The sequence below is a fragment of the Streptomyces sp. NBC_01450 genome, assembly GCF_036227505.1.
In the GTDB taxonomy this organism is placed as follows: Bacteria; Actinomycetota; Actinomycetes; order Streptomycetales; family Streptomycetaceae; genus Streptomyces.
On sequence record NZ_CP109480.1, the window covers coordinates 2763124 to 2788120 of the forward strand.

Annotated in this window: 20 protein-coding genes; 8 read left to right on the top strand and 12 right to left on the bottom strand. The window is 70.3% G+C overall.

Features of this window, described 5'->3' with window-relative positions; translation table 11 throughout:
* Nucleotides 1–130 precede the first annotated feature (130 nt).
* Nucleotides 131–958: a chitosanase gene (locus OG568_RS12635; RefSeq protein ID WP_266429041.1), complete on the top strand. Its 828-nt coding sequence runs from the start codon at nt 131–133 to the stop codon at nt 956–958.
* Between the two features lie 43 nt (nt 959–1001).
* On the opposite strand, the gene OG568_RS12640 is transcribed toward OG568_RS12635, so the two are convergent.
* From OG568_RS12640 to OG568_RS12680, 9 genes are all read right to left on the bottom strand, one after another.
* A complete protein-coding gene (locus OG568_RS12640) occupies nt 1002–1124 on the bottom strand; it encodes a hypothetical protein (protein ID WP_329531545.1) in 123 nt (40 codons plus the stop codon).
* Nucleotides 1125–1322: 198 nt separating this feature from the next.
* A complete protein-coding gene (locus OG568_RS12645; RefSeq protein ID WP_329531546.1) occupies nt 1323–2711 on the bottom strand; it encodes an 8-oxoguanine deaminase in 1389 nt (462 codons plus the stop codon).
* Nucleotides 2712–2866: 155 nt separating this feature from the next.
* A complete protein-coding gene (pucL, locus tag OG568_RS12650; RefSeq protein ID WP_329531547.1) occupies nt 2867–3814 on the bottom strand; it encodes a factor-independent urate hydroxylase in 948 nt (315 codons plus the stop codon).
* 5 nt (nt 3815–3819) lie between these two features.
* Nucleotides 3820–4218: a hydroxyisourate hydrolase gene (gene uraH / locus OG568_RS12655; protein ID WP_329531548.1), complete on the bottom strand. Its 399-nt coding sequence runs from the start codon at nt 4216–4218 to the stop codon at nt 3820–3822.
* Entirely contained in the window at nt 4215–4730 is a 516-nt protein-coding gene (gene uraD / locus OG568_RS12660) for a 2-oxo-4-hydroxy-4-carboxy-5-ureidoimidazoline decarboxylase (protein ID WP_329531549.1), read from the bottom strand. The genes uraH and uraD overlap by 4 nt, the downstream gene beginning before the upstream one ends.
* A 106-nt stretch (nt 4731–4836) precedes the next feature.
* Nucleotides 4837–5205, bottom strand: coding sequence for a helix-turn-helix domain-containing protein (locus OG568_RS12665; protein ID WP_266429055.1), 369 nt, complete (start codon nt 5203–5205; stop codon nt 4837–4839).
* Nucleotides 5202–5453, bottom strand: a complete 252-nt coding sequence (locus OG568_RS12670) for a hypothetical protein (RefSeq protein WP_266429057.1) — start codon at nt 5451–5453, stop codon at nt 5202–5204. The genes OG568_RS12665 and OG568_RS12670 overlap by 4 nt, the downstream gene beginning before the upstream one ends.
* A gap of 127 nt (nt 5454–5580) precedes the next feature.
* Complete coding sequence (locus OG568_RS12675) at nt 5581–6396, bottom strand: hypothetical protein (protein ID WP_329531550.1); 816 nt, start codon at nt 6394–6396, stop codon at nt 5581–5583.
* A complete protein-coding gene (locus OG568_RS12680) occupies nt 6393–10439 on the bottom strand; it encodes an SGNH/GDSL hydrolase family protein (RefSeq protein ID WP_329531551.1) in 4047 nt (1348 codons plus the stop codon). The genes OG568_RS12675 and OG568_RS12680 overlap by 4 nt, the downstream gene beginning before the upstream one ends.
* 360 nt (nt 10440–10799) lie before the next feature.
* Between OG568_RS12680 and OG568_RS12685 the strand changes: the two genes are divergently transcribed.
* The 4 genes from OG568_RS12685 (at nt 10800) to OG568_RS12700 (ending at nt 14361) form a co-directional block, all read left to right on the top strand.
* Nucleotides 10800–11162 (top strand): hypothetical protein, encoded by a 363-nt coding sequence (locus tag OG568_RS12685; RefSeq protein WP_329531552.1) that lies wholly within the window; start codon nt 10800–10802, stop codon nt 11160–11162.
* A gap of 610 nt (nt 11163–11772) precedes the next feature.
* Nucleotides 11773–12630 carry a TIM barrel protein gene (locus OG568_RS12690; RefSeq protein ID WP_329531553.1) on the top strand — a complete coding sequence of 286 codons (858 nt, stop codon included), beginning with the start codon at nt 11773–11775 and terminating at the stop codon, nt 12628–12630.
* Nucleotides 12631–12704: 74 nt separating this feature from the next.
* Nucleotides 12705–13622, top strand: coding sequence for a 2-hydroxy-3-oxopropionate reductase (locus OG568_RS12695; protein WP_329531554.1), 918 nt, complete (start codon nt 12705–12707; stop codon nt 13620–13622).
* 502 nt (nt 13623–14124) lie between these two features.
* A complete protein-coding gene (locus OG568_RS12700) occupies nt 14125–14361 on the top strand; it encodes a hypothetical protein (protein ID WP_266429076.1) in 237 nt (78 codons plus the stop codon).
* A gap of 244 nt (nt 14362–14605) precedes the next feature.
* Here the strand turns inward: OG568_RS12700 and gcl are convergent, their stop codons facing one another.
* Complete coding sequence (gcl, locus tag OG568_RS12705) at nt 14606–16390, bottom strand: glyoxylate carboligase (protein ID WP_329531555.1); 1785 nt, start codon at nt 16388–16390, stop codon at nt 14606–14608.
* A gap of 233 nt (nt 16391–16623) precedes the next feature.
* On the opposite strand from gcl, the gene OG568_RS12710 reads away from it, so the two are divergent.
* Nucleotides 16624–17487, top strand: coding sequence for a hypothetical protein (locus OG568_RS12710; protein WP_443077628.1), 864 nt, complete (start codon nt 16624–16626; stop codon nt 17485–17487).
* A 19-nt stretch (nt 17488–17506) separates the two neighbouring features.
* Here OG568_RS12710 and OG568_RS12715 read toward each other — a convergent pair whose 3' ends face one another.
* Nucleotides 17507–19114 (bottom strand): AMP-binding protein, encoded by a 1608-nt coding sequence (locus OG568_RS12715; protein WP_329531556.1) that lies wholly within the window; start codon nt 19112–19114, stop codon nt 17507–17509.
* Nucleotides 19111–20790, bottom strand: a complete 1680-nt coding sequence (locus OG568_RS12720) for an AMP-binding protein (protein WP_329531557.1) — start codon at nt 20788–20790, stop codon at nt 19111–19113. Before OG568_RS12720 ends, OG568_RS12715 begins: the two co-directional genes overlap by 4 nt.
* Nucleotides 20791–20905: 115 nt before the next feature.
* Between OG568_RS12720 and OG568_RS12725 the strand changes: the two genes are divergently transcribed.
* Both OG568_RS12725 and OG568_RS12730 read left to right on the top strand, forming a co-directional pair.
* A complete protein-coding gene (locus OG568_RS12725) occupies nt 20906–21745 on the top strand; it encodes a helix-turn-helix transcriptional regulator (protein WP_329531558.1) in 840 nt (279 codons plus the stop codon).
* Nucleotides 21746–22009: 264 nt separating this feature from the next.
* Entirely contained in the window at nt 22010–24832 is a 2823-nt protein-coding gene (locus OG568_RS12730) for a helix-turn-helix transcriptional regulator (RefSeq protein WP_329531559.1), read from the top strand.
* The last annotated feature ends 165 nt before the right edge of the window (nt 24833–24997 follow it).

Genomic DNA, 24997 nt, shown 5'->3' on the forward strand with positions numbered 1-24997 from the left:
CAGGGGCACCCGGCAGCCATGGAGGGAGCGCCAACTCGGTCCCGTTGCACGGGTGTACGCCGACTGCAATCTCTGGTAGGAAACTTTCCTAACAGTAAGTGGACGCAACACTCCCCTCATCGGAGGTACCGTGCACACCCCCCACACAGGTCCCCAGCTCCACACCTCACGGCGCACACTGCTCACCCTGATCGGAGCCTCGCTGGTGGCAGGCCCGCTCCTCGCGACCCAGTCCCAGGCCGCCGCGGCCGGCGGTCTGGACGACCCGGCGAAGAAGGAGATCGCCATGAAGCTGGTCTCCAGCGCGGAGAACTCCTCACTGGACTGGAAGGCTCAGTACAAGTACATCGAGGACATCGGTGACGGGCGCGGCTACACGGCCGGCATCATCGGCTTCTGCTCGGGCACCGGCGACATGCTGGACCTGGTCGAGCTGTACACGCAGCGCAAGCCGGGCAATGTCCTCGCCAAGTACCTGCCCGCCCTGCGCCAGGTGAACGGCAGCGACTCGCACCAGGGCCTCGACCCCGGCTTCCCCGCCGACTGGCGCAAGGCCGCCCAGGACTCGGCGTTCCAGCAGGCCCAGAACGACGAGCGGGACCGGGTCTACTTCAACCCCGCCGTCGCCCAGGGCAAGACCGACGGCATCGGTGTCCTCGGCCAGTTCGCCTACTACGACGCCATCGTGATGCACGGCGACGGCACCGACAGCACCAGCTTCAGCAACATCCGCAGGCGCGCCCTGGCCAAGGCCAAGCCGCCGGCCCAGGGCGGCAACGAGGTGACGTATCTGAACGCCTTCCTCGACGCGCGCGTCTGGGCGATGAAGCAGGAGGAGGCCCACTCCGACACCACCCGGGTCGACACCGAGCAGCGGGTGTTCCTGCAGAAGCGGAACCTGAATCTGGATCCGCCACTGGACTGGAAGGTGTACGGGGACAGTTACCACATCGGCTGAGACCGAGACCCGGCCCCCGGGGTGCGGAGCCGGATCCGGTCCGCTACGCGCCCGTCGGCGCGGGGCCGGGACCGGTGTGCCGGTGCGCGATCTCCTCGCCCGGCTCCGTCGGGGCCGGGACCTCGTCGTCGTCCCGGCTGTCGTCCCGGCTGCGGATGCGCGTCATCGCGACCACCATGACGGAAGCCGTTCGAAGAGAGCGGAGACCGTTCCGGGGCGCGCACGTCCATGCACGCCCCGGAGACGGCCGCCATGGACCCCGCTCGGGTCCACGGCTACCGGCCGAGGGCCGTCCCCCTCGGCCGGAGATCAAGTGCCGGACGGGTCCAAGTGCCTTACGGCCCAAGGAGATCGCGTACGGCGGTCAGGCCTGCGCGGTGATCCGCGCGAGGCGCTGTGCCTCTTCCCGCGTGGCGCGGGCGATGGCGTCCTCGTCGACGTGCAGGAGCCGGCTGTTCTCCACCACCGGCTCGCCGTTGACGAGTGAGAGCGTGACCGGGGCCGCCGCGCCGAAGACCAGCGCGGTGACCGGGTCGGCGATCGAGGCGTGCGCGAGGGTGTCCAGCTTCCACAGCACGAGGTCGGCGAGTTTGCCCGGCTCCAGGGAGCCGATCTCCGCCGCCCTGCCCAGGACCTGGGCGCCGCCGTAGGTGCCCAGGCGCAGCGCCTGACGGGCGTTCAGGGCGGCTTCCCGGTGGGCGCCGAGGCGGTTGATGAGGAGGGCGTTGCGCAGTTCGGTGTGGAGTTCGCCGGACTCGTTCGAGGCGGTGCCGTCGACGCCGAGGCCGACCGGGACGCCGGCCGCGAGCATGTCGGGGACGCGGGCGATACCGGCCGCGAGGCGGGCGTTGGACGAGGGACAGTGGGCGACACCGGTCTTCGTACGGGCGAAGGCGGCGATGTCGGAGTCGTTCATGTGGACGCAGTGCGCCATCCACACGTCCTCGCCGAGCCAGCCGGTGGACTCGAAGTACTCGGTCGGGCCCATGCCGAACAGTTCCTTGCAGAACTGCTCCTCCTCCACGGTCTCCGAGCCGTGCGTGTGCAGCCGTACGCCCTTGCGGCGGGCCAACTCCGCGCCCTGTCGCATGAGTTCGGTGGAGACGGAGAAGGGCGAGCAGGGCGCGACGGCCACCTGGGTCATGGCGCCGAAGGAGGGGTCGTGGTGTTCGTCGACGGTCGCCTCGGTGGCGGCGAGGGCGCCTTCGAGGGTCTCGACGGCGAAGTCAGGCGGCAACCCGCCGTCCTTCTCGCTGCGGTCCATGGAGCCCCGGGCGAGGGTGAAGCGGACGCCCATCTCGCGGGCGGCCCGGATGATGGCGCCGGACAGGTCGCCGGAGCCCTCCGGGAAGACGTAGTGGTGGTCCATGGCGGCGGTGACACCGCCGCGGGCCATCATGGCGAGGGAGCCCTGCGCGGCGGCGGACACCATCGGCTCGTCGATGCGCGCCCAGGTCGGGTAGAGCGCGACGAGCCAGTTGAAGAGGTTGTGGTCGGTGGCCAGGCCCCGGGTGATCCACTGGTAGAAGTGGTGGTGGGTGTTGACCAGGCCGGGGGTCACCAGGTGGCCCGTGGCGTCGATACGGCGTACGACGTTCTCCAGGCCCTCCGGGGCCCTGCCCGCGCCGAGCGACTCGATGCGGTTGCCCGCGACGACGACATGCCCCGACGCGTACTCGGTGTCGCCCGCGTCCACCGTCGCGATCGCACAGTTCTCGATGACGATGCGCCGGTCTTCCGCCGATGCTGCCATGGTGCGTCCTTCTTCGTTTCGAGGGGTGGGCACGGCAGGACCCTGGGAGGTTTGAGTGCCGCGGCTGTCGACGCCACGGGTGCCGAAGGAGGGGACCTTCGCCAAGGCCTCAGGTGGGTTCGGAGGTTGGCTCGGAAGGTGGCTCAGCAGGTGGCTCAGAGGTTGGTGAGGTCCACCGGGATGTGCGGCTCGCAGCCGTCGCGCAGGATGGTGGCCTCGATCAGTCCGTAGGGGCGGTCGGCCGCGAAGTACACCTCATTGTCGTTCTCGAGCCCGAACGGCCCCAGGTCGACGAGGAAGTGGTGCTTGTTGGGGAGCGAGAAGCGGACCTCGTCGATCTCGCCGCGGTTGTCGATGATCCGCGAGCCCATCTGGTAGAGGGTCTGCTGCAGCGACAGGGAGTAGGTCTCCGCGAAGGCCTGGAGCATGTGCTTCCTGACCTGGTCGTAGGACTTCTCCCAGTCGGGCATCTTCTGCTCGTCGCCGGTCCAGTTGAAGCGCCAGCGGGCGGAGACCTGGGTGGCCAGGATGCGGTCGTACGCCTCGGGGAGCGTCGTGTACTTGTCCTTGGCATAGCCCCAGAACTCGGAGTTCGTCGAGTTCATCACGACGAGGTCCTTCAGCCCCGAGATGACCTCCCACGACGAGCCGTCATAGGTGATCTGGGTGACCCGGGTCTCCTGGCCCTTGCGTACGAAGGAGTGCCTGACGTCGTCGGCGCCGATGGACCCGGAGCCGGCGTCGGAGGTCTCGATGCGCCCCCAGGCGTACTCCTCGACGCGGATGCGCGCCGTCCCGATCGGCTCCTGCGAGGTCACGAAGTGCCGGGCGAGGTGGATGCCGAACTGTTCGGCGGACTCGATGCCGTACTCCTTGGCGAAGGCGTACACCGTGTTCTTGGTGGTGTCCGTCGGCAGGACGTTCGCGTTGGAGCCCGAGTAGTGGACCTCGTCCATGTCGCCGCTCAGCGCCACGGACACGTTCAGGTCCTTGATGTGGTGCGTGCCGCCGTCGCGGGTGATCCTCACGACGCGGTTCTCGGCCTTGCCGTACTGGTTCTGCCCCAGGATCACAGGGCGGCCGCTTCGGGAATTGTCGGTCATGTCTGCTAGCTCCCTCGGTAAACGGAGTAGCCGAACGGGTTGAGCAGCAGCGGTACGTGGTGGTGCTCGCCCGGCCTGACGGCGAAGGTGATCGTCACCTCGGGGAAGAACACTCCGCTCGCACCGCTGTCCCGATTCGCGGGGGCGTCCTGCTGCGCATCGGCTTGCTTCTTCTCGAAGTACGCCTCGACCTCGAAGTCGAGCCGTACGTGGGTCGTCCCCTCCGGCAGCGCCGGGAGGTCCTTGCACCGCCCGTCCGCGTCGGTCGCGGAGCCGCCGAGCTCCCGCCAGTCCGCCGTGCGGCCGCCGCGGGCCGCGAGCCTGACGGCGACGCCCTCGGCGGGGCGTCCGACGCTGGTGTCCAGGATGTGCGTGGACACGGATGCGGTGGTGTCGGTGCTCATGCGTTCTCCTCCTCCACGAGACGGGTCAGCCGGATGCGGTTGATCTTGCCCAGTTCGGAGCGGACGATCTCCCGCTCCCGCTCGGGCGATTTGCCGATCCGTTCCTTGACCGCGTCGCGCATCTGCTCACCGGTCCGGCCGGTGGCGCAGATCAGGAAGACATGGCCGAACCTCTCCTGGTACGCCAGGTTCAGTTCGAGCATCTCCTCCTTGAGCTGTGCGGAGGCGCCGGCCATGCCGCGCTGCTCCCTGGAGGAGGTCGGGTCCCCGGGCTTCGGCCGCCCGATCGGCGGGTGCCCTGCCATCGCCTCCGCCAGATCCGCGGCGGTCAGCTCGGCCATCGCGGCGTCGCTCGCGGCGAAGAGGTCGTCGGGGGTGGCGTACGGGCGGCGGGCGAGCAGGGCGCGCACCCAGGCCGTCGAGGCGCACGCCTCGTGGAGGGCGGCGTGGGCCGCGGGCTCCTCCAGGGCGTTGAACCGGGCGAGGCCGCCGGGTGTCGTACTCGAAGTCACGGGATGCCTCCGTGGCCTTGTGCTGGACGGGCTGCGGCCAGCTAACGCCTTCGAGAACACCACGTCAACACTTTGTTGAAAAATCGAGGTTACAACCGCCCCGCGCTCAGGCCTGCTTCTCCCGGTTCAGGTAGTTGTAGACGGTGAAGCGGCTGACACCCAGCGCGCTCGCCACCGTCTCCACCCCGTGCCGCACCGAGAAGGCGCCGCGGGCCTCCAGCACCCGCACGACCTCCTGCTTGGTCTTGCGGTCGAGGTCGGCCAGCGGCTTGCCGTGCTTGCGCTCCAGGGCGGCCAGGATGTGATCGAGCGAGTCGGCCAGCTGCGGCAGCCGTACGGCGACCACGTCCGCACCCTCCCAGGAGAGCACGACATCGTCGGGGCCGGCCTGGTCGGGCGCCACCATCTCGCCCCCCATGGCGTCGACCAGCGGCTTGACCGCCGCGACGAAGGGGTCGTCCCCGATACCGGTCACTTATCCCCCTCCCCGACCACGTTCACCTGCAGCGAGACCCTGGTGGCGCCCGCCTCCAGAGCCCGGCGCAGCAGTGCGTCGACCGCGGAGAGCACCGCGTCCGCGCCCCCCTCGGCGGTGTTGCCGAACGGGCCGACGTCCACGGCGTCCAGTTCGGCCGCCTCGATGACCTCACGGGCGACCAGCGCGTGCCGGGGCGCCTCGTCTAGGTCGAAGGGCTCGGTCGTGAACTCCACTCTCAATCGCACTGTTCCCCCAGAATGCGCCTCTGACCTGCACTTTTACCCGGACTGGGACGGAGTCGCTTCGTCCGCCACGAGGCGACCCTAACCGACCAGGACATCGCTCCGCCCCGCACGTCGCCAAGCCGCTCGCTCAGCCGTCGCAGTGCGCGGCGGCCACGGGGAGCGTGGTGACGGAGTCGCTGTCGTGGGAATCGGTGATCCGGACGAACCGGTAGCACTGCTGCTGTCCGGCGGCGTGCACGAGGGCGATGACGGTGACGGTGGTACCCCGGCGGGTCACGGTGGTCACGTCGTAGGCGTAGTGGTCGGCGGCGCTGCCGACCGGTGCGAGGAGTTGTTGGACCCGCGCGCGGGTGGCGGCCGGTCGGACGAGGGTGCGCAGGGCGTTCTGGGCGGCCTGGGCCGCGTCGGTGACCGGCTGCCGCCGCGCGCAGTCCGCGTCGGGCCGAGCGGTGACGGCGGCCCGCCAGGTGCCCGTGTCGCGCCGGAAGACCAAGGCGTAGCAGCGGGTCTCCGACTCCGTGCTGACGGCTCCCCACAGGGCGGGGCGCACCTCGTACACGCTGGAGAACGGTGTGACGGCGGTCAGCCTGCCCGTGGCCCGGTCGAATACGAGGTCCGGCGCCAGCGTGCCCCGGCCGGGGCCGGGGTCTCTCCCTTCGCGCAGCATGATGTCCTGCGCGGCCGTGCCGCTGACGGATGCCCGCGCCGCGGTCAGCGCCCGGACGGTCACCGACGCGGCCTGCCGGGCCTGCTGCTCCACCGCGGCCCGTGCTTCCGTACGGCGGTCCGCGTTGCCGGTGCCGGCCCGGTGGAACGCGTACGCCGTCCAGGCGAGGACGGCTGCGAGGACGAGGATCAAGGCGGCCAGTACGGCCAGGCAGCCGCCGGTCACGGCGCGGGCGCCCCGCCCCGTGACCGGCGTGGAACTGGAGGTGCGTATCACTGGCCGCCCGTGTATCCGATGTCGGCGAGGGTCTGGTCCATCACCGCGGAGTAGGCGGTGGTACCCCGGTCCTTGGGGTGGAACGACTCCAGGCTGGCGCAGATACCGGTGAGCGGAATGCACGGAATCGGATTGGCCGGATCGCCCGAGTGATAGTCGCCGTCGCCGTTCGGTCCGGCCACGATGCGGTTGATCCACTCGTCGCTGCCACAGATGCCATGGCCGTGGAAGGCGCTGATCGGGTCGGCGAACGCCACCTTGACCCCCTGGTTCTTCAGCTCGGCGACCTTGGCGGCCTGCTTGTCCCGCAGCTCGTCGGCGAGGGCGTTCAGCGTGTCGAAGTCGGCCGTCAGACAGGGATCGTCGGCGACGAGGTGAGGGTAGCCCATGAGGACGATCTGGGCGTGGGGAGCCTTCTGGCTGATCTCGTCGAGGAGTCTCCCGGTCGCGTCGACAGCCGTGTTCATCTTGGCCGTGTAGTCGTCCTTGTCGCACACGCCGACGAGATAGCACTTGGTGATGGCGTCGGTGAAGTTGCCGCCGTCGTTGCCGCCGATGGTGAGCATGACCAAGGTGGTGTCGTCGCTGAGGACGCCGGAGTCGATCTGTGCGATCTCGTGGAACTGGCCCTGAGTCTGCGGCTTGCTCGGGTCGTCCCAGGCGGAGGGGTGCACGTCCGCGTCGTTCTGCGTGATGTCCTTGCCCCGCACGTTCCAGGTGGACGCGCCGGAGCAACTGACGTTCTGCAGGTCGGCGACCGTGGAGTGGGCGTCGGAGAGGTCACCGAGGGATGTGGCCTGGAACGGCAGGAGGAGCTTGCGGCTCCAGCCGTTGGCGCCGCGTCGGCAGGCGTTCCACCCGGTGGTGCCGTGGGAGGTGTCGGACTCGCTGGAGTAGTCTCCCGAGCCCTCGCCCGAGGTGTAGGAGTCGCCCATGGCGACGACCATGTGCTGCGGCTTGCCCGGGAGCTTCTGGAAGGCGACCGAGGTGAACGCCACGTCATCGTCGCCGATGCCGTCGTCGGCGGTGTTCGAGAGCTCCACCTGGGGCGTCCCGGTGAAGTGATAGACGCCGAGTTCGGCCCAGGTGTTCGCGCCGTAGTGGGTGTTGAGATAACGGTCCCGGTCGCCGCCGTCCACCCCGTGGATGACGTAGTGGGCCTGCTGGGTACGGGCGCCGGTGTCGGGCACCTGCACGAACACCCGGGCCCAGCCGTCCAGGTTCTGGCCGAGGGTCCACGTCCCCTTGACCGTCATGAGCCCGTCGACCTTGTTCCCGTTGGAGTCGACCCCGTCCCCGAGGTGGGCTTCATTACGGGTGTGGGCGTACCAGAAGTGGCCGCCGTATCCGCCGCCTATCTGGTACAGGTCCCCCTTCGCCTCGTACTGCCCGAGACCGGGACCGGACGTGCCGTTGGAGTTGAACGTGAACGCGAAGCTCCCGTCGTCGGTGCCGGTCGAACCGCATGAACTGTAGGTGTTCGTGTTGTCGGGTACGGAGTTCACGAGCAGCGTGCCCGCGGGCAGACCCTCGTTGGTGCAGATCGGGGTGCCGTGCTGGAGCCGGGTGCCGCGGCCCGGTTCGGCGACCAGACTCAGGTACTTGATGTTCTCGAAGCCGCAGGTGGTGGCGCAGTCGCTCTTCCAGGTGACGTTGGACTCGTGCCACCAGTACTGGGTGTAGCAGGCCGCGTCGGGGCAGTCGGGCGGGTTGGCGGAGTCGCAGTTGTTCTTGGAGTTGCAGAACGTGTCGAGCGACGGCGTGGCGTGCGCACGGTTGTACTTCGCGCTGCCTGGGACGGTGTAGAGATCGGCCGTGCCGTTCCAGTAGGCGGGGCGGAATCCGGCGGACGAGAAACCGGACTCGCCCGGCCAGTCCTGCCGGCCGGAGGTGGCGTAGGAGTAGCCGGTGTCGATGGACCAGGAGGCCCAGCCCAGCGTCTTCTCCTCGTACGGCCAGTTCTGCGGATGCGCGGCGTCCTTGGCGGCGGTCGGGTCGATGTCGGTGTTCATGAAGGCCGACCGGGACGGGGGATACACGGGGTTGGCGGGGTTGTTGTACCAGCCCAGGCCCCAGTTGCCGTTGGTGCCCTCGTCCGCCTTCTTGTTGAAGCCGAGGTTGTAGTTCCACAGGGCGGCGAACCAGTTCTCGGGCTTGGCCGGGTTGTCGTTGTTGACGGTGATCGTCTGTCCCGACTCGTGGAGCTCGTTCCACTTGTCCGCGAGGATGTACAGCGAGGCGGCGACGTTCACGGTGTAGTCCAGGGCGACCGCGCGCTGGGTGGTCGCGGGCAGCGCGGTCTCGCCGGCCTTCTCGTGCCCCGCGAGCCGCATGCCGTCGGTGACCTGGCCGACGCCGTAACCGCAGTCGGACTTCGCCCAGTTGATCTGCCAGTAGCCGGCGGGGTCGTCGCCCGAGTGACCGTAGAAACCGGTGTAGGAGGCCAGCGGGTTGCCCATCTGGCCGGGGATCGAGCCCGGTTCGGCCTGCCACAGGTTCGATTCCTGCGCCATCACGCCGAGCAGCACGTTCGCCGGGATACGGCCGCCGCCGGTCAGCGAGGGGATGGGGAAGAGGCCCTGAGGGTCGATGGTGCCCAGCCCGATCTGGTCGCGCCAGCCGCCCTGGGTGATCCAGTTCGAGCGCAGATCGCCGCGTACGGCCATGTCGACGGCCCACTCGACCTGGTTCGGGGTGGGCTGCAGGGCCTGGGAGTCGACGTCGTTGCGGGGAACCGAGCACCAGCGGTCGGTGTCGACCGGGTCGTGGGCCCGGGAGTCGGTGTCGGTGGTGGTGAGGGGGGTGGAGGCGGCGGCGCCGGTGAGTGCGGGGGACACGGAGGTGCTTCCCCCGGCGGCGGTGGGCTCCGCCACCGACTGGGTGAGCTTGGCCTCGGTCGTGGTGGCCGTGGATGTCACGGTGGTCGGCTCGTCGCCGCCCATGGTGTCCGGCGCGCCCTCCACGGTGCCCTCCGGCCCCGGGCTGCTCTTCGTGAAGTTCTGGCCCGCGTCCTTGATCCGCGCCAGGCCGCGGCGGACGCCGGGGGTGAGCACGGGGTCGACCGCGAGGCGTCCCAGGGTGGAGACGTCCGTCTCCGCGGGCGCGTCGAGGAGTGTGACGTCCGTGTCCTTCAGGTCGGTGGCGGACGGTTCGCCGGTGAGGAACACCCGGCCCTCGGCACCCTGGCGCAGGTCCACGTCGCCGAGCTTGCCGGAGGCGATCACGGAGGGCTCGCCGCTCCCGGGCCAGAGTTTGGCGTGCGCGGTGGAGTCGCCCTTGTGGTCGAGGAAGGCGACGTGCCCGTTCGCGGTGGGCCGGATGTCGAACGGGACGCTGTCGGCGGTGGCGAGCGTCGTCACCTTGCCCGCCCTGTCGATGTGGACCAGGGCGTGCCCGCGTCCGCCGATCGAGCCGTCCTTGACCGGTATCGCGCCGGTGATCTCACCCGCCGTCGCCGCCGAACCGATCGTCCTGCCCGCCGTGTTGACGGTCACTACCCGGGTCTTCGTCTTCGCCGGGTCGTTCATGCCGCGGAAGGCGGTGAACGCGGCCGTGTGCTTGACCGTGTTGCAGGACGGGTCGAAGTAGGCGAGCGAAGCGGTGAACGGCAGTTTCACCACCTGGCCGGTGGTGGTGTCGACGATGGCGGCGAACGCGCCGCCCTGCATCAGGTCGGGCTCGTTCGTGAACGAGCGGGGCGCGTACACGGCGGCGATGTGATCGGCGTCCATCACGCACTGGTTGCCGATCCACGTGTCCGCCGACACCGTCGGCTCCGACAACGAGGCGACCGTCTTCCACGCGTAGGCCTTCGCGGAGTCGGCCACCAGGATCTTCAAGCCGTCGGTGTCGGCCGCGCTCGTGACCGCCCGGTCCTTGGACGTCTTCCAGCCTGTGCCGAGCTTCTTGCCCGGATTGTCGACCTGGGAGGGTGGCGCGGACGGGGTGGATGGTTCGGGGGTCGGTGCGGGTTGCGCCTCGGCGGCGAGTGCCGGCGCGGCCGCCGGTATCAGGCCGGTGACCACTAATGCGGCAGCCGTCAAAGCGATGGATGTGCGTGCCCTAGGTCTCAGTCTCAAGAGTTCTCCAAGGTCCGAAAGAGCGGTTCTCCGCACGAACTCCGCGGCCGCTCCGGCACAGGTGATGCCCGTTCAGGAGTGGAAAGGCGCGGCGGGCTGGACAGGGGTGGCGCGCCAGGCCGGGTAGGGGGCTGTCAAACGAACGGTGTGACGGGGTGGTTGGGGCTACTGACGTGCCGGCCGAGATCCCGGCCCGCTCCGGTACGCAGGCTTTTCGGGTCCGGCGGGGGTATGGCTCGGAGGTATTCGGGACGGTCCGGGCGCGGGGCGGTGGGGGCTTCCCGGGCTATTCGCTGGACGGCGCCGACACGGGTGGAGATGAGCATGTCCGCGCCGTCCATCGGCGGACCCCACAGCTGGTTGGCGGTACCGCGCGGGACGATCGCCGAGAGCGGCACACAAGCGCCTCTGCCGCAGCTGGGGTTCTGCCACCTGGAGGGATCCGGTAGAGGTGGCCACGACCTGGATCTGGCTGCCTACGCCAGTACTGGCGGCGGGGACGGAACCGACCTGCCGTTCCTTGCCGAGCCGCACGGGCCACAGCACGCCGACGTGCTCGACATCGTTGAGACGTTCGCCTGCTGGTCGGCGTCGTCGGGAAACGCGCCTGTCTCCATCTGCTGCGTCCTGCTGCGTCTCAACGTCGTGTCTCTCTCTACTGAAAAATCACAGATGACTTTCCGATAGCGAACCGCGTCAGCATAAACGGGGGTCAAGTTCCAACGGAAGACATGGATCGACGTCGGCGTCCGGTGAACCCGAGGGCCGTTCACCGATGGTGGCAGCGCATGTCGGACCGTAGGGGAAGTTGGGGGTTTCTGTGTCGGTCTCACTCTCCGTCCGATCTCACTCCCCGTACTGCAAGTGATGCGAATCACGCGGCTTTTCAAGGGAGTTGATGAAATCACCAAGCGAATTCCTTGGCCTCCCCTTGAGGAAGGCTTGGTTGTTCTTGACCGGGGACGGCGGCGCGTTGCACGGCGCCTCGGTGAATTCACCTCCGGCGCATGAGATTTCCCTTAATTCCTTTCGCGAAGCATGCTTCACACCTGAACGAAGACACCTCCCGTCCCGTTCACCCACCCTCGCCCGGACATGATCCGGCTCCCGATCGCCGCGCAGGCGCCCGCCAGGCGACGAGAGCAGGTGAAGGGTGTTTCCGCAGGTCGGCATGGATCGGCGACAACCCCCTCTTGACAAGCCTCGACACCCGACGGCAGTCTTCCATTAAGCAGAAATCAACTTCCGCAATGTGGAATTCAAAGTGGTCTCGATACGGAAGGGAGCGCCGAGCCACATGCCGGGTTCTGAATGGGGCACAGCCTCCGAGCAGCGCTTCAACGTCAACCTGTCGATCCTCTTCACGGAACTCCCGCTCCTGGAGCGCCCCGCGGCAGCGGCCGCCGCGGGCTTCACCGCGGTCGAGCTGTGGTGGCCCTGGGTCGACTCCCCCACCCCCGAGCGGTCCGAACTCGACGCCCTGAGGAAGGCGATCGAGGACGCGGGCGTCCAGCTCACGGGGCTGAACTTCTACGCCGGACAACTGCCCGGACCGGACCGGGGCGCACTGTCGATCCCCGGCGCGGAGTCGGAGAGGTTCCGCGCCAACATCGACGTGGTGACCGACTTCGCGCGGTCAGTGAACTGCAAGGCCCTCAACGCCCTGTACGGCAACCGCGTCGAGGGCGTGGACCCGGCCGAGCAGGACGCGCTCGCGCTGGAGAACCTGGTCCTCGCGGCCCGGGCCGCCGACCGGATCGGCGCGATCCTCCTGATCGAGACCCTCAACGGGCCCGAGTCACCCCTCTATCCCCTGGTGAGCGCCCCGGCGGGAGTCGCCGTCGTCGACAGGGTCAACGAGGCGACCGGACTCGGCAACGCCAGGTTCCTCATGGACCTGTACCACCTGTCCATGAACGGCGAGGACCTGCCGTCGGTGATCGAGCGGTACGCCGCGAAGACCGGCCACGTGCAGATCGCCGACAACCCCGGCCGCGGCGCCCCGGGCACCGGGACCCTCCCCCTGGAGGAGCTGCTCGGCCGACTGAGGAAGGCCGGTTACGAGGGCTGGGTCGGCCTGGAGTACAAGCCGGGCGAGCGTCCGAGCGCGGAGGCCTTCGACTGGCTGCCCGCCGAGGCCCGAGCCGCTCGCTGAGCGGCAACTCATCGACGTATCACAGCAGGACGTATCGCAGCAGGACGTATCACAGCAGTCAGAGAGGCACCCTGATGAGCAGCACCCCCGCAGATTCCTCCCACCCGACCCGCCCCTCGATCGCGTGGATCGGCCTCGGCATCATGGGCTCCCCCATGTCGGAGAACCTGGTCAAGGCCGGGTACGACGTCACCGGCTTCACGCTGGAGCAGGACAAGCTGGAGCGCCTGGCCGCGGCGGGCGGTACGGCCGCCGGTTCGATCGCCGAAGCTGTGCGGGACGCCGACGTGGTGATCACGATGGTGCCCGCCTCCCCGCAGGTCGAGGCCATCGCGTACGGCCCCGACGGCATCCTGGAGAACGTGAGGTCCGGCGCGCTGCTGATCGACATGTCGTCGATCACCCCGCAGACCTCCGTGGACCTCGCGAAGGCGGCCGCCGCGAAGGGGATCCGGGTTCTGGACGCGCCCGTGTCCGGGGGTGAGGCCGGAGCCATCGAGGCCGTGCTGTCGATCATGGTCGGCGGCGAGCAGGCCGACTTCGACGAGGCCGGGCCGATCTTCGAGGCGCTCGGCAGGACCATCGTGCTCTGCGGTCCGCACGGCTCCGGCCAGACCGTGAAGGCCGCGAACCAGCTGATCGTCGCCGTGAACATCCAGGCGTGCGCCGAGGCCGTCGTCTTCCTGGAGAAGTCCGGCGTGGACCTGAAGGCCGCGCTCGACGTCCTGGGCGGTGGCCTGGCCGGCTCCACCGTGCTGACGCGGAAGAAGGACAACTTCCTGAACCGCGACTTCAAGCCGGGCTTCCGCATCGACCTGCACCACAAGGACATGGGCATCGTCACGGACGCCGCCCGCACGGTCGGCGCCGCGCTGCCGGTGGGCTCCCTGGTCGCCCAGCTCGTCGCCTCACTGCGCGCCCAGGGCGACGGCGGCCTGGACCACTCGGCCCTGCTGCGTTCCGTGGACCGCCTCTCAGGCGCCCGGCTCTGAAACAGAGAACGCGGCACGGTCACATCGGGCGCGAGCCCACCCGCTCAGCGCGGCTCTGAGACTTCCGGGCGGTGTCGTCGCTGACACCTGCCCTGTCGCGCCCAAGCGGTGGCACCGCCCGGAACCCACTTCAACGAACTGTTGACGCCCTGGGCGGCGCGGAAGCGGTCCGCGCCGCCCGAAGACCGCCCCCGGACGGCGTCACCGGGCCAGACGGGAGGTCGGCCCGGTGACGCTCGGCCCGCGTGTCACCGGCGATCCCGAAGAGGGTGGTCGCCGGTGACCCGCGGGCACGACGAGGACCGCGGCGGATGCGAGCCAGTGCGGTGGTGAAGGTACCGGGACCCCCTTCTCGACCTGAGGGAAGGCCGGCCCCGGTTCCGTCGCGGCCGCCGCGGTCCCCGTCACACACCAGGCGAGGCGCCGGGTACGGACTCCGTACCCGGCGCCTCGGCGTGCCCCCCGGGGTGCGGAGTACGCCCGAGCACAGCAGCCTGAAGGCATGGACTATCCCACCATCGTCGTGCACGCCCCGGCTCTGGACGGCTCGCGAAGGGTCACCACGGGGGACGAGACACTCGGTGTCGCCTACCACCTCGACGACGTCGTCGAGATCCTGCGACGGGCCGAGGTCGACCTGGACGAGATCGAGGTCGACAAGACCGACATCATCGACTGGCAGGGCGGCGGCCCCGACCACTGGCCGGGATTCGAGGAGCTCGAGCTCCCTGAGGACTGAGAGCACGCCTCGGACACGTACTCCAGTGGACGTACGCCGGCTACGCAATCCTCAAATCCAGCTCTGAACACCGTCCCAGGGGCTTCAACTCACCCCGGTGACGGGAACATTCTCGGCACACGGGGCCCGCCGGCACGGGGGCGGCGGGCCCCGTAACGGGGACACGGGGGAACATCACGGGGGAACACACAGGGGCGGCTCACCCGAACGGTGAACCGCCCCTGGTACGTGAGGGATGCGCACCTCAGACCTTCAGCGTCCTGATGGACGTGGGCGCGTGGCCCGGCTCGGTCGCGATCTCCTCGAACTCCACGACGTTGCCGATGTCGTTCGTCGTGGACATCGAGATGTTGGTGACGCGCTCCAGGATCGCCTCGACGACGACCGGCACCCGGTACTCGGCGGCGAGCTTCTTGGCCTGCTCGAAGGCGGCGCCCAGCTCGGCCGGGTCGGTGACGCGGATCGCCTTGCAGCCCAGGCCCTCGACGACCTTGACGTGGTCGACACCGTAGACGCCGAGCTCGGGCGAGTTGATGTTCTCGAACTCCAGCTTGACCTGGAAGTCGATGTCGAAGGCCCGCTGCGCCTGGCGGATCAGGCCCAGGTAGGAGTTGTTGACCAGGACATGGACGTACGGGATCCGGTGCTGGGCGCCGACGGCCAGTTCCTCGATCATGAACTGGAAGTCGTAATCGCCGGAGAGTGCGACGACAAAGGCCTCCGGGTCGGCCTTGGCGACACCCAGCGCGGCCGGGATCGTCCAGCCGAGCGGGCCCGCCTGGCCGCAGTTGATCCAGTGCCGGGGCCGGTACACGTGCAGCATCTGGGCGCCCGCGATCTGCGAGAGGCCGATGGTGGAGACGTACCGGGTCTCCGGGCCGAAGGCCTTGTTCATCTCCTCGTAGACGCGCTGCGGCTTGATCGGGATGTCGTCGAAGTGCGTACGGCGCTGGAGGGTCGCCCTGCGCTCCTGGGCGGAGGCGGCCCACGCGGAGCGGTCCGGCAGCCGGCCCTCGGCCCTGAGTTCCTTCGCCACCCGGACGAACAGTTCGAGCGCGGCCTTCGCGTCGGAGGCGATGCCGTAGTCCGGGGCGAAGATCCTGCCGATCTGGGTGGGCTCGATGTCGACGTGGACGAAGGTGCGGCCCGCCGTGTAGACGTCCAGCCTGCCGGTGTGGCGGTTGGCCCAGCGGTTGCCGATGCCGAGGACGAAGTCGGACTCCAGGAAGGTCGCGTTGCCGTAGCGGTGCGAGGTCTGCAGGCCCACCATGCCGGCGTTCAGCTCGTGGTCGTCGGGCAGGACGCCCCAGCCCATCAGGGTCGGGACGACCGGGACGCCAGTCAACTCGGCGAATTCCACGAGGAGTTCACAGGCGTCGGCGTTGATGACACCGCCACCGGCGACGATCAGCGGCCGCTCGGACCCGTTCAGCAGCCCGATCGCCTTCTCGATCTGGGCGCGGGTGGCGGCGGGCTTGTACGCCTGGAGCGGCTCGTACGTCTCCGGGTCGAACTCCATCTCGGTGAGCTGGACGTCGACGGGCAGGTCGATGAGGACCGGGCCCGGACGGCCGGAGCGCATGAGGTGGAAGGCCTGCTGGAAGACGCCGGGGACCTGGGCCGCCTCCAGGACGGTGACCGCCATCTTGGTCACCGGCTTCGCGATCGAGGCGATGTCGACGGCCTGGAAGTCCTCTTTGTGGATCACGGCGGTCGGCGCCTGGCCCGTGATGCACAGGATCGGGATCGAGTCGCCGAGGGCGGAGTAGAGGCCGGTGATCATGTCGGTGCCGGCGGGTCCCGACGTACCGACGCAGACGCCGATATTGCCCGGGTGGGTACGGGTGTAGCCCTCCGCCATGTGCGAGGCGCCCTCGACATGGCGGGCGAGGGTGTGGCTGATCCCCCCGGAGGCCTCGAGGGCCGCGTAGAAGGGGTTGATCGCCGCGCCCGGAACGCCGAACGCGTTGCTGACGCCCTCGCGCTTGAGGATCTCGACTGCCGCGCGGGCAGCGGTCATACGAGCCATGGAGTACTCCTGCTTCGGCTGTCGGATGCGTGCTCCCGTCGCGCCCCGCGGAGAGCCGGCGATTCCTAGTGATTCCCGTTGATTCCGCATTGCGGAAATTAACTTCTACCATCTGGAATTAATGTAGGTGGCGTGCCGAAGAGCGTCAAGGGTGCGCACCCGGCTGGATCCGCCGGAAGGAGGGTGGGGTTGTCGGAGCGTTTCGCTGCCGCGGGCCCCCTGCCTGGAGGACGATGGACGGGCTGTCCCGACGTGACGTCCTGGAGTGGGCCATGGCCGAGAGCGTGCCGGTGCGGTGTCCGGCCTGCCGTCGCGAGCATCTCTTTGCCGCGCCGTCGTACCCGTGCGTGTGCGGCGCTCCCGTCACGCCCCCGCTCGACCGCCTCGCCGATCCCGCCCCGGTCACCCACCGCACCTGGGACGAGGACTGGGTCACGGTCCCCTGCGACACCTGCGGCCGCGCGGACCAGTGGCCCCATCCGGAACTGGGCTGCCCCTGCGGAGCGATGCTGCGCATTCCGGTACGAGGGGTACGGCGCCCCCTGCGCGCGGAGATCACGCCGGGCACCGGCGTCCCCGCGGACCTGGAGCCGGACCCGGAACCCGAGACGGCGCCGCACACCCCCGCGCAGCCGCCCTCCGGTACGGCAGCTGCCACGGCGGGAAGCCCCGTCATCCCCGACCACGTCCCGCTCCCCCGCACCACCCCGACACCGCGCCCGGTGTTCCAGCCGGTCACGATCCGCACCGCCCGGGACGCCGTGACAGCGGCCGCGCTGTATCTGCGGTGGCTCGGCTACCGCGACATCCGCCGGGCGGACCAGCGCCCCCCGTCGGGCATCGGACTGGCCGCCCGGGGCATGCTGGCGCAGGTGGACCCCACCGTCCGCCCGGCCTCACTGCGCGATGTCGAGTGCCTGTGGCTGACGGCCATGTCGGAGTCCACGGGCTGCGTCTACTTCTCCCTGGCCGGCTACGCGGAGGGCGCCCGCCGCCGCGCCGACGCCCTCGGGATCCCCCTCTTCGTCCTCGACCTCACGGGCACTCCCCAGCCGGTGAACACCCACGCCGACGAACTGGTCGCCACCGGGGCCTGAACCCCGGTGCGGCCAGGCCCTACTCGGCGTACGTCTGGCGCAGTTCGATCTTGCGGACCTTCCCCGACACCGTCATCGGGAAGGACTCCAGGACCTGAAGGCGGCTGGGGACCTTGTAGTGGGCCAACCGGCCCTCGCAGAAGGCGCGCAGTTCCTCCAGCGTCAGGGGGTCGGCCGGGTCGCGCGGGATGACACAGGCCAGCACCTCCTCGCCGTAGCGCTCATGGGGCACCCCGACCACCTGGACGTCGGCGATCTTCGGGTGGGCGTAGAGGAACTCCTCGATCTCGCGCGGGTAGATGTTCTCGCCACCGCGGATGATCATGTCCTTGATGCGGCCGACGATCTCGACATACCCGTCCTCACGCATCACGGCGAGGTCGCCCGTGTGCATCCAGCGCCCCGCGTCGATGGCCTCGGCGGTCTTCTCGGACTCGTTCCAGTAGCCGAGCATCACGCTGTAGCCGCGGGTGCACAGCTCTCCGGCGGTGCCGCGCGGCCGCGTCACCCCGTCCACCGGGTCGACGACCTTCACCTCCAGGTGCGGGAGCACCCGGCCGACGGTGCCGGTGCGGTGCTCCAGGTCGTCGTCCATGCGGGTCTGCAGGGACACGGGGGAGGTCTCGGTCATGCCGTAGCAGATGGAGACCTCCGCCATGTGCATCTCGGCGACCACCCGTTTCATCACCTCGACCGGGCACGGCGAGCCCGCCATGATGCCGGTGCGCAGCGAGGACAGGTCGTACGCCGCGAAGCCGGGGAGGTTCAACTCCGCGATGAACATGGTCGGTACGCCGTACAGCGAGGTGCAGCGCTCGTCCTGGACCGCGCGCAGCGTCGCCGCCGGATCGAAGGAGGGCGCGGGGATGACCATGCACGCGCCGTGCGAGGTCGCCGCGAGGTTGCCCATCACCATGCCGAAGCAGTGGTAGAAGGGCACGGGGATGCAGATCCGGTCCTGCTCGCCGTAGGCGATCAACTCACCCACGAAATAGCCGTTGTTGAGGATGTTGTGGTGGGAGAGGGTCGCCCCCTTGGGGAAGCCCGTCGTGCCGGAGGTGTACTGGATGTTGATGGGGTCGTCGCAGGACAACTCGCCCGCGCGCGAACGGAGTTCCTCGGCCCGACCGGGAGTCCCGCGCCCGATCAGGGCGTCCCAACTCGGGTCGCCGATGTAGACGGCCTCCCGCAACTGCGCACATCTGCCGCGCACTTCCTCGACCATCGCCCGGTAGTCGCTGGTCTTGTGGCTCAGGGAGGCGAAGAGCAGCGAGACGCCGGCCTGCTGGAGGACGTACTCGACCTCATGGGTGCGGTAGGCGGGGTTGATGTTCACCATGACCGCGCCGATGCGGGCGGTGGCGTACTGGACGAGCACCCACTCCGGGCAGTTGACCGCCCAGATGCCCACCCGGTCGCCCTTGGCGACCCCACTGGCGAGCAGCGCGTACGCCAACTGGTTCACGTCAGAGGCGAATTGGGCGTACGTCCAGCGCCGCCCGGACGGCACGTCGACGAGCGCCTCCCGGTCCGGCCAGGCCGCGACCGCCCGGTCCAGGTTGGCCCCGATGGTGTCGCCGAGCAGGGTCGTCGCACCGGTCCCGTGCGCGTAGGAAAGTGCGCTCACCGGAAGTCCTCCTCGCGGTACTCGGCGTCGGAGCCCGCGGCCGTGGCCTCGCGCAGCTCGATCCGGCGGATCTTGCCGGAGATGGTCTTGGGGAGTGTGCCGAACTCCAGACGGCGGATGCGCTTGTACGGCGCGAGCACCGTGCGCGAGTGCTCGAAGAGCACCTTCGCCAGATCCGGGCCGGGTTCGTGGCCCGCCGCGAGGACGACGTACGCCTTGGGGACGGCGAGCCGCAGCTCGTCGGGGGCCGGGACGACGGCCGCCTCCGCCACCGCCTCGTGCTCCAGCAGGGCGCTCTCCAGCTCGAAGGGCGAGATCTTGTAGTCGGAGGCCTTGAACACGTCGTCGGCGCGGCCGACGTAGGTGATGTATCCGTCCTCGTCCCGGGCGCCGATGTCACCGGTGCGGTAGTAGCCGCCCGCCATCGCCTCCGCCGTACGGTCGGCGTCGCCGTGGTAGCCGGTCATCACGCCCACCGGCCGCTCCGACAGATCGAGCGCGATCTCCCCCTCCGCCGCCCCGGGCGCGCCCGAGACCGGGTCGAGGAGTTCGACGCGGAAGCCGGGGCTGGGCCGTCCCATGGAGCCCGTCTTGAGCTGCTGGCCGGGGCTGTTGGAGACCTGGACGGCCGTCTCGGTCTGTCCGAAGCCGTCCCGGATGGTGACGCCCCAGGCGCGCCGCACCTGCTCGATGACCTCCGGGTTCAGCGGCTCACCGGCGGCGACGGCCTCGCGCGGCGGGGTGCGCAGCTGCGTGAGATCGGCCTGGATGAGCATCCGCCACACCGTGGGCGGGGCGCAGAAGGTGGTGACGCCCGCCCGGTCCATCTCCGCCATCAGCCGGCCCGCGTCGAAGCGCGTGTAGTTGTAGAGGAAGACGGTCGCCTCCGCGTTCCAGGGCGCGAAGAGGTTGGACCAGGCGTGCTTGGCCCAGCCGGGCGAGGAGATGTTCAGATGCACGTCGCCGGGCTCGAGCCCGATCCAGTACATCGTCGCCAGATGACCGATCGGGTAGGAGGTGTGGGTGTGCTCGACGAGCTTGGGGTGGGCGGTGGTGCCAGAGGTGAAGTAGAGCATCAGGGGGTCGTCCGCGTGGGTGACACCCTCGGGTTCGAAGTTCGCGTCGGCCGCGTACGCCTCCTCGTACGACTGCCAGCCGGGCCGCGCTCCTCCCACCGTGATCCGGGTGTAGCGACCGGGCACGTCGTCGAACTTCTCCGCGTCCTCGGCGCGCACGACCACATGCCGGACGCGGCCGCGCTCGACACGGTCGCGCAGGTCGGCGGGGCCCAGCAGGGTGGTCGCGGGGATGACCACGGCGCGCAGCTTCATCGCGGCGAGGGCCGTCTCCCACAACTCGACCTGGTTGCCGAGCATGACCAGGACACGGTCCTCGGCGCGTACACCCTGCGTGCGCAGCCAGTTGGCGACCCGGTTCGAGCGCTCGGAGAGCGCGGCGAAGGAGAACTCGGCGCGCTCGCCGTCCTCTTCGACGATGTGCAGGGCGGTGCGGTCGTTGCCCTGTGCGATGACGTCGAACCAGTCGAGCGCCCAGTTGAAGGACTCCGGGCGGGGCCACTCGAAGCCCTCGTACGCCGTGGCGTAGTCCGCACGGTGCTCCAACAGGAAGTCCCGCGCGGCGCGGAACTCGTCCGTCGCGCCGTTCGTCACCGTCATGTGTCCTCCTCGTTGCCGCACAGCCGCCTTCGACACAGGCCCTAGCATCGTGTATTCCGTGATGGAGGTCTCACCAGCCCCGAACGGGGGTACGCCGCGACGAAGGGGCGAACACGTGGCAGCAGACACGGCCGAGGCGGTGGAGATGCGCGGCGCGCTGGTACGACTGCGGCGCGCCACGGGACTGCCGGTCGCCTTCGGCGGCCTCGTCGAATCCGGTCGCGCCCAGGTACGTATCAGCGAACTCAGCGGTACGGCGACGCCCGCGCTCAGCGCCCTCGCCGTGTCCTCGGGCAACGGCCTGGGCGGCAAGGCGGTCGCGCTGGCCCGGCCCTGCGCGGTGACGGACTACTCCACCTCGCGGCAGATCAGCCACGAGTACGACGTGGCGGTCGCCACGGAGGGCCTGTGCTCCGTGATCGCCGTACCCGTCGTCGTACACCGCCGGGTGCGCGGGGTGTTGTACGGCGCCCTGCGGACGGCCCGGCCCCTGGGTGACCGCACACTCGGCGCGGCGGTGGCGGCGGCCCGGGATGTGGAGCAGGCGCTGGTCGTACGGGACGAGGCGCAGGGGCTGCTGAGCGTCGCCCGGGAGCCCGAACCGGCGGCCGGGAGCCCCGCGTGGGAAGAGGTCCGCGAGGCGCACGGGGCGCTGCGGGCGCTGGCGCCGCGCATCGTGGACCCGGCGCTGCGGGCCGAACTGCTCGACGTGTGCGGGCGGCTGGCCGGTGCGGCGGCGTCCGACGCCCGGTCGCCTCACGTCGGCCTCGCCCCGCGCGAGGTGGACGTTCTCGCCTGCGTCGCGGCCGGGGCCACCAACGGGGGTGCCGCCGAGCGGTTGGGGCTGCGGCCGGAGACGGTCAAGGGGTATCTGCGCTCGGCCATGCGCAAGCTTGGCGCGCACACTCGGCTGGAGGCGGTGGTCGCCGCGCGGCGTGCCGGATTGCTGCCGTAGCTTTCCGACCGCCCCGGCTTCGGCCGCTCTGCGGCCTTTTCCCCGTCGCCCCACGACGGTTTCCCACCCGACCGCCCCTTTTGACCGCTTCGCGGACCCCGATATCGACCGCCCCGCGGCCCCCATCTGGCGCTTTTCATTCAAGCGGGGGCACACTGAAATACCCCATGCGAACGCCCTGTTATTTCCCTCACCACCCTGAGACTCCGAAATTCAAAGAGTCGTTGCCTAATATTGGCTAGGACACGACATGCGAGGGGAGCGGTGACCGTGCGAGGGGACTTCAAGGAGCCTGCGAGACCCCGCCCCGACCTGGTCATCGGCCGGGAGGAGCTCTTCGCCGGCGCGCGCGAGCAGCTCTCCGGCGGAGGCAGTGTGCTGGTGCACGGCCCCGCGGGAATAGGAAAGTCCACCGTCCTGCGTGCGTTGGCCGCGGAATGCGCCGAATCGGCACGCACCGTGTTGCGCTGCTCGGCGACCGAGTCCGAATCCCATCTGCCCTTCCTCGCTCTGGCCGACCTCCTCGGCCTGGTGGTGGACGAGGTCTCCGACCGACTGCCCGCCCCGCAGCGCACCGCCCTGGAATCGGCCCTCACCGGCCGCGGGGAATCGACCCTGCAACGGGACGGCCTCGCCCTGCGCCTGGCGGTCCTCTCCGTGCTCCGCGCCCTGGCCGCCCAGGGCCCGGTCCTGATCGTCGCCGACGACCTCCAGTGGCTGGATCCGGCCAGCGCCGAACTGCTCGGCTTCGCCGCCCGCAGGCTCGGCGAGATGCCTGTGCGGATGCTGTGCGCGGTGCGCACCGACACCGAGCCACGGGACCAACAGCACGACCGCTATCTACGCGCGTCCCCGCCGGACACCCTCGCCGTGCGGCTCAACCCGCTCTCCCGCGCGCAGGTCGCCGAACTCCTCGGCCACCGCGGCTACACCGGCCTGCCCCGCACGACCGTCCGCGACATCCACCGCACCAGCGGCGGCAACCCGCTCTTCGCGCTGGAGCTCGGCCGCGCGCTCGCCGAGAATCCCGCCCGGCCGAGCCCCGGCGAACCGCTGCCCGTGCCGACCTCGTTGCGCGCGCTCGTCCTCAGCCGTCTGGAGATGCTCTCCGCCGAGGCCCGCCGCACCCTGCTCGTCGCGAGCGCGGGCGCCCGCCCCACGCTGGCGCTGCTGCACGCCGCCGGGCGTGAGAACGCCGAGGCGGAGACCGCGCACGCCGCCTCGCTCGGGCTGCTGGCGACCGAGCGTGAGACACCGGGCATCCGGTTCGCGCATCCGATGATCTCGGCCGCCCTGTACGCGGAGGCTAGCGCCCAGGAGCGGCGCGCCGCCCATGCCGCGCTCTCCACCGCGGCCTCCGACCCCATCGAGCGGGCCCGGCATCTCGCCCTGGCCACCACCGGTACCGATCCGCAGGTCGCCGCCCGGCTCGGGGAGGCGGCGGCCGCGGCCAGGGACCGGGGTGCGCCCTCGGTCGCCGCCGGGCTCGGACTGCTGGCGGCCCGGCACACTCCCCCGGAGACCGTGCCCGGCCCGGACGAGCGGCGGTTGCAGGCCGCCGAGGACGCGCTGACCGCCGGGGAGTCGGACCTCGCGCGGGACATCGCCCGCGAGGTGCTCAGCCGGGTGACCGCGCCCGCGGACCGCGTCCGCGCCTGGATGGTCGTGATCGACGCGGCGGGGCAGGCCATGGCCGAGATAGACGCGGTCTTCCCGCAGGCGCTCGCGGACGCGGGCGAGGACCCGCGACTGCTCGCGCTCGTGCGCTACCAACTCGCCTGGCGGGCCCTGCTGGTGGAGGGCGAGATGGCCAAGGGCCGCGAGGAGGCCGCGATCGCCGCGCAGCTCGCCGCCCGCGCCGGCGACCGGCCCACCGAACTCCTCGCGCTGGGCTTCCAGGCCCAGATGGAGACCCTGATGGGCCACCCGGGCGCACCCGCCACCATCCAGCGGGCGATGCGCGAGCCGCAGGACCCCCGGGTGGCCTGCGACCACAACGGCGCCGGCGCCGCCCGCTTCCGCTGGCTGATCATGGGCGACCAGCTCGCCGAGGCCCGCACCACGATCACCGCCCTGCTGCGTGAGGTGCGGCGGCGCGGGATGGTCGAGAGCGAGGTGCACTTCCTGCGCGGGCTCGCCGAGACCGAACTGCGCTCCGGGCACTGCGGGCGGGCGCTCGACCTGGCCCGGGAGAGCCTGCGGCTGGCCCGCGACACGGGCATCGGCGAGGCGGCCACCGCCATGTTCACCTCGCTCGCCGAGGCCGCGGGCGGCGATGTGGACCGGGCGCTGGCGCTGGCCCGGGAGGCCGTGGACCGCGCCGAGGAGGACGGCGACCTGGTCTATCTCTCGCGTGCCCTGGGCGCCCTCGGGCACGCCCAGCTGGTGGCGGGGGACTCGCTCGCGGTGGTGCAGTCCCTGCGGCGGGTACGGGAGCTGGAGGAGCGGCTCGGGGTCACGGACCCGGCCCGGGGGCGCTGGCACGGCGACCTCGCCGAGGCGCTGGTGCGGATCGGTGAGCCGGTCGAGGCGCAGGACGTCATCGACGCCACGCGGGTACGGGCGCTACGGCTCGGGCGGGAGAGCGTGCTCGCCGTGCTCGACCGGGCGGAGGCGCTGGTGCGGGCCGCGCGCGGCGAACAGGGGCCCGCGATACGTCAGCTGACGGCCGCTCAGGACCGGCTGGGCAAGCTGGGCTACGGCCTGGAGGAGGCCCGGGCCGCGTACGCCCTCGCGGGGCTGCGTACCCACCGGCCGGGGCCGACCTCCTACGACGAGGCGACCCGGTTGTTCCGCCGCTGCCGGGCGCTGCCGTGGCTGCGCCAGGTGGAGTCCGCGAGCGCGACCGGTCCGGCGGCGGCGACGGCCACGACGCCGTTGGCCCCCGCCGCGCTCGACAGTCTCGCCGCGACGGAGCGTCAGGTCGCGGCGCTGGTCATGGAGGGCGCCACCAATCGGGAGATCGCCGCGCGGCTGTTCATCAGCGTGAAGACCGTCGAGGCGACGCTCACTCGGGTGTACCGGAAGCTGGGGATTCGCTCGCGGGTGGACATCGTTCGGCTGGCTGCGGGGCGCCGGAGCGGGTGAATTTCGGTGCGGACACGGGGGACGACGGTTCCCCGCGCCCTGAAGAGGCGCGGGGAACCGCGCGACCGGTCCACGCTCACCCGCAGCCGAGGGTTCGGCGGACAGGTCCTTAAACCCCGCGTACCTCGAGCAAGGGTTTTCCCTCCCGCAACTCGCCTAGGGGCT

What these genes read in the sequence shown, in the direction of transcription:
- OG568_RS12645 (WP_329531546.1), bottom strand. Translation starts at nt 2,711, where the DNA reads ATGGCAGCATCGGCGGAAGACCGGCGCATCGTCATCGAGAACTGTGCG.
- OG568_RS12695 (WP_329531554.1), top strand. Translation starts at nt 12,705, where the DNA reads ATGAGCAGCACCCCCGCAGATTCCTCCCACCCGACCCGCCCCTCGATC.
- gcl (WP_329531555.1), bottom strand. Translation starts at nt 16,390, where the DNA reads ATGGCTCGTATGACCGCTGCCCGCGCGGCAGTCGAGATCCTCAAGCGC.
- OG568_RS12640 (WP_329531545.1), bottom strand. Translation starts at nt 1,124, where the DNA reads ATGACGCGCATCCGCAGCCGGGACGACAGCCGGGACGACGACGAGGTC.
- OG568_RS12700 (WP_266429076.1), top strand. Translation starts at nt 14,125, where the DNA reads ATGGACTATCCCACCATCGTCGTGCACGCCCCGGCTCTGGACGGCTCG.
- OG568_RS12720 (WP_329531557.1), bottom strand. Translation starts at nt 20,790, where the DNA reads ATGACGGTGACGAACGGCGCGACGGACGAGTTCCGCGCCGCGCGGGAC.
- OG568_RS12685 (WP_329531552.1), top strand. Translation starts at nt 10,800, where the DNA reads ATGTCCGCGCCGTCCATCGGCGGACCCCACAGCTGGTTGGCGGTACCG.
- uraH (WP_329531548.1), bottom strand. Translation starts at nt 4,218, where the DNA reads ATGAGCACCGACACCACCGCATCCGTGTCCACGCACATCCTGGACACC.
- pucL (WP_329531547.1), bottom strand. Translation starts at nt 3,814, where the DNA reads ATGACCGACAATTCCCGAAGCGGCCGCCCTGTGATCCTGGGGCAGAAC.
- OG568_RS12690 (WP_329531553.1), top strand. Translation starts at nt 11,773, where the DNA reads ATGCCGGGTTCTGAATGGGGCACAGCCTCCGAGCAGCGCTTCAACGTC.
- OG568_RS12710 (WP_443077628.1), top strand. Translation starts at nt 16,624, where the DNA reads ATGGACGGGCTGTCCCGACGTGACGTCCTGGAGTGGGCCATGGCCGAG.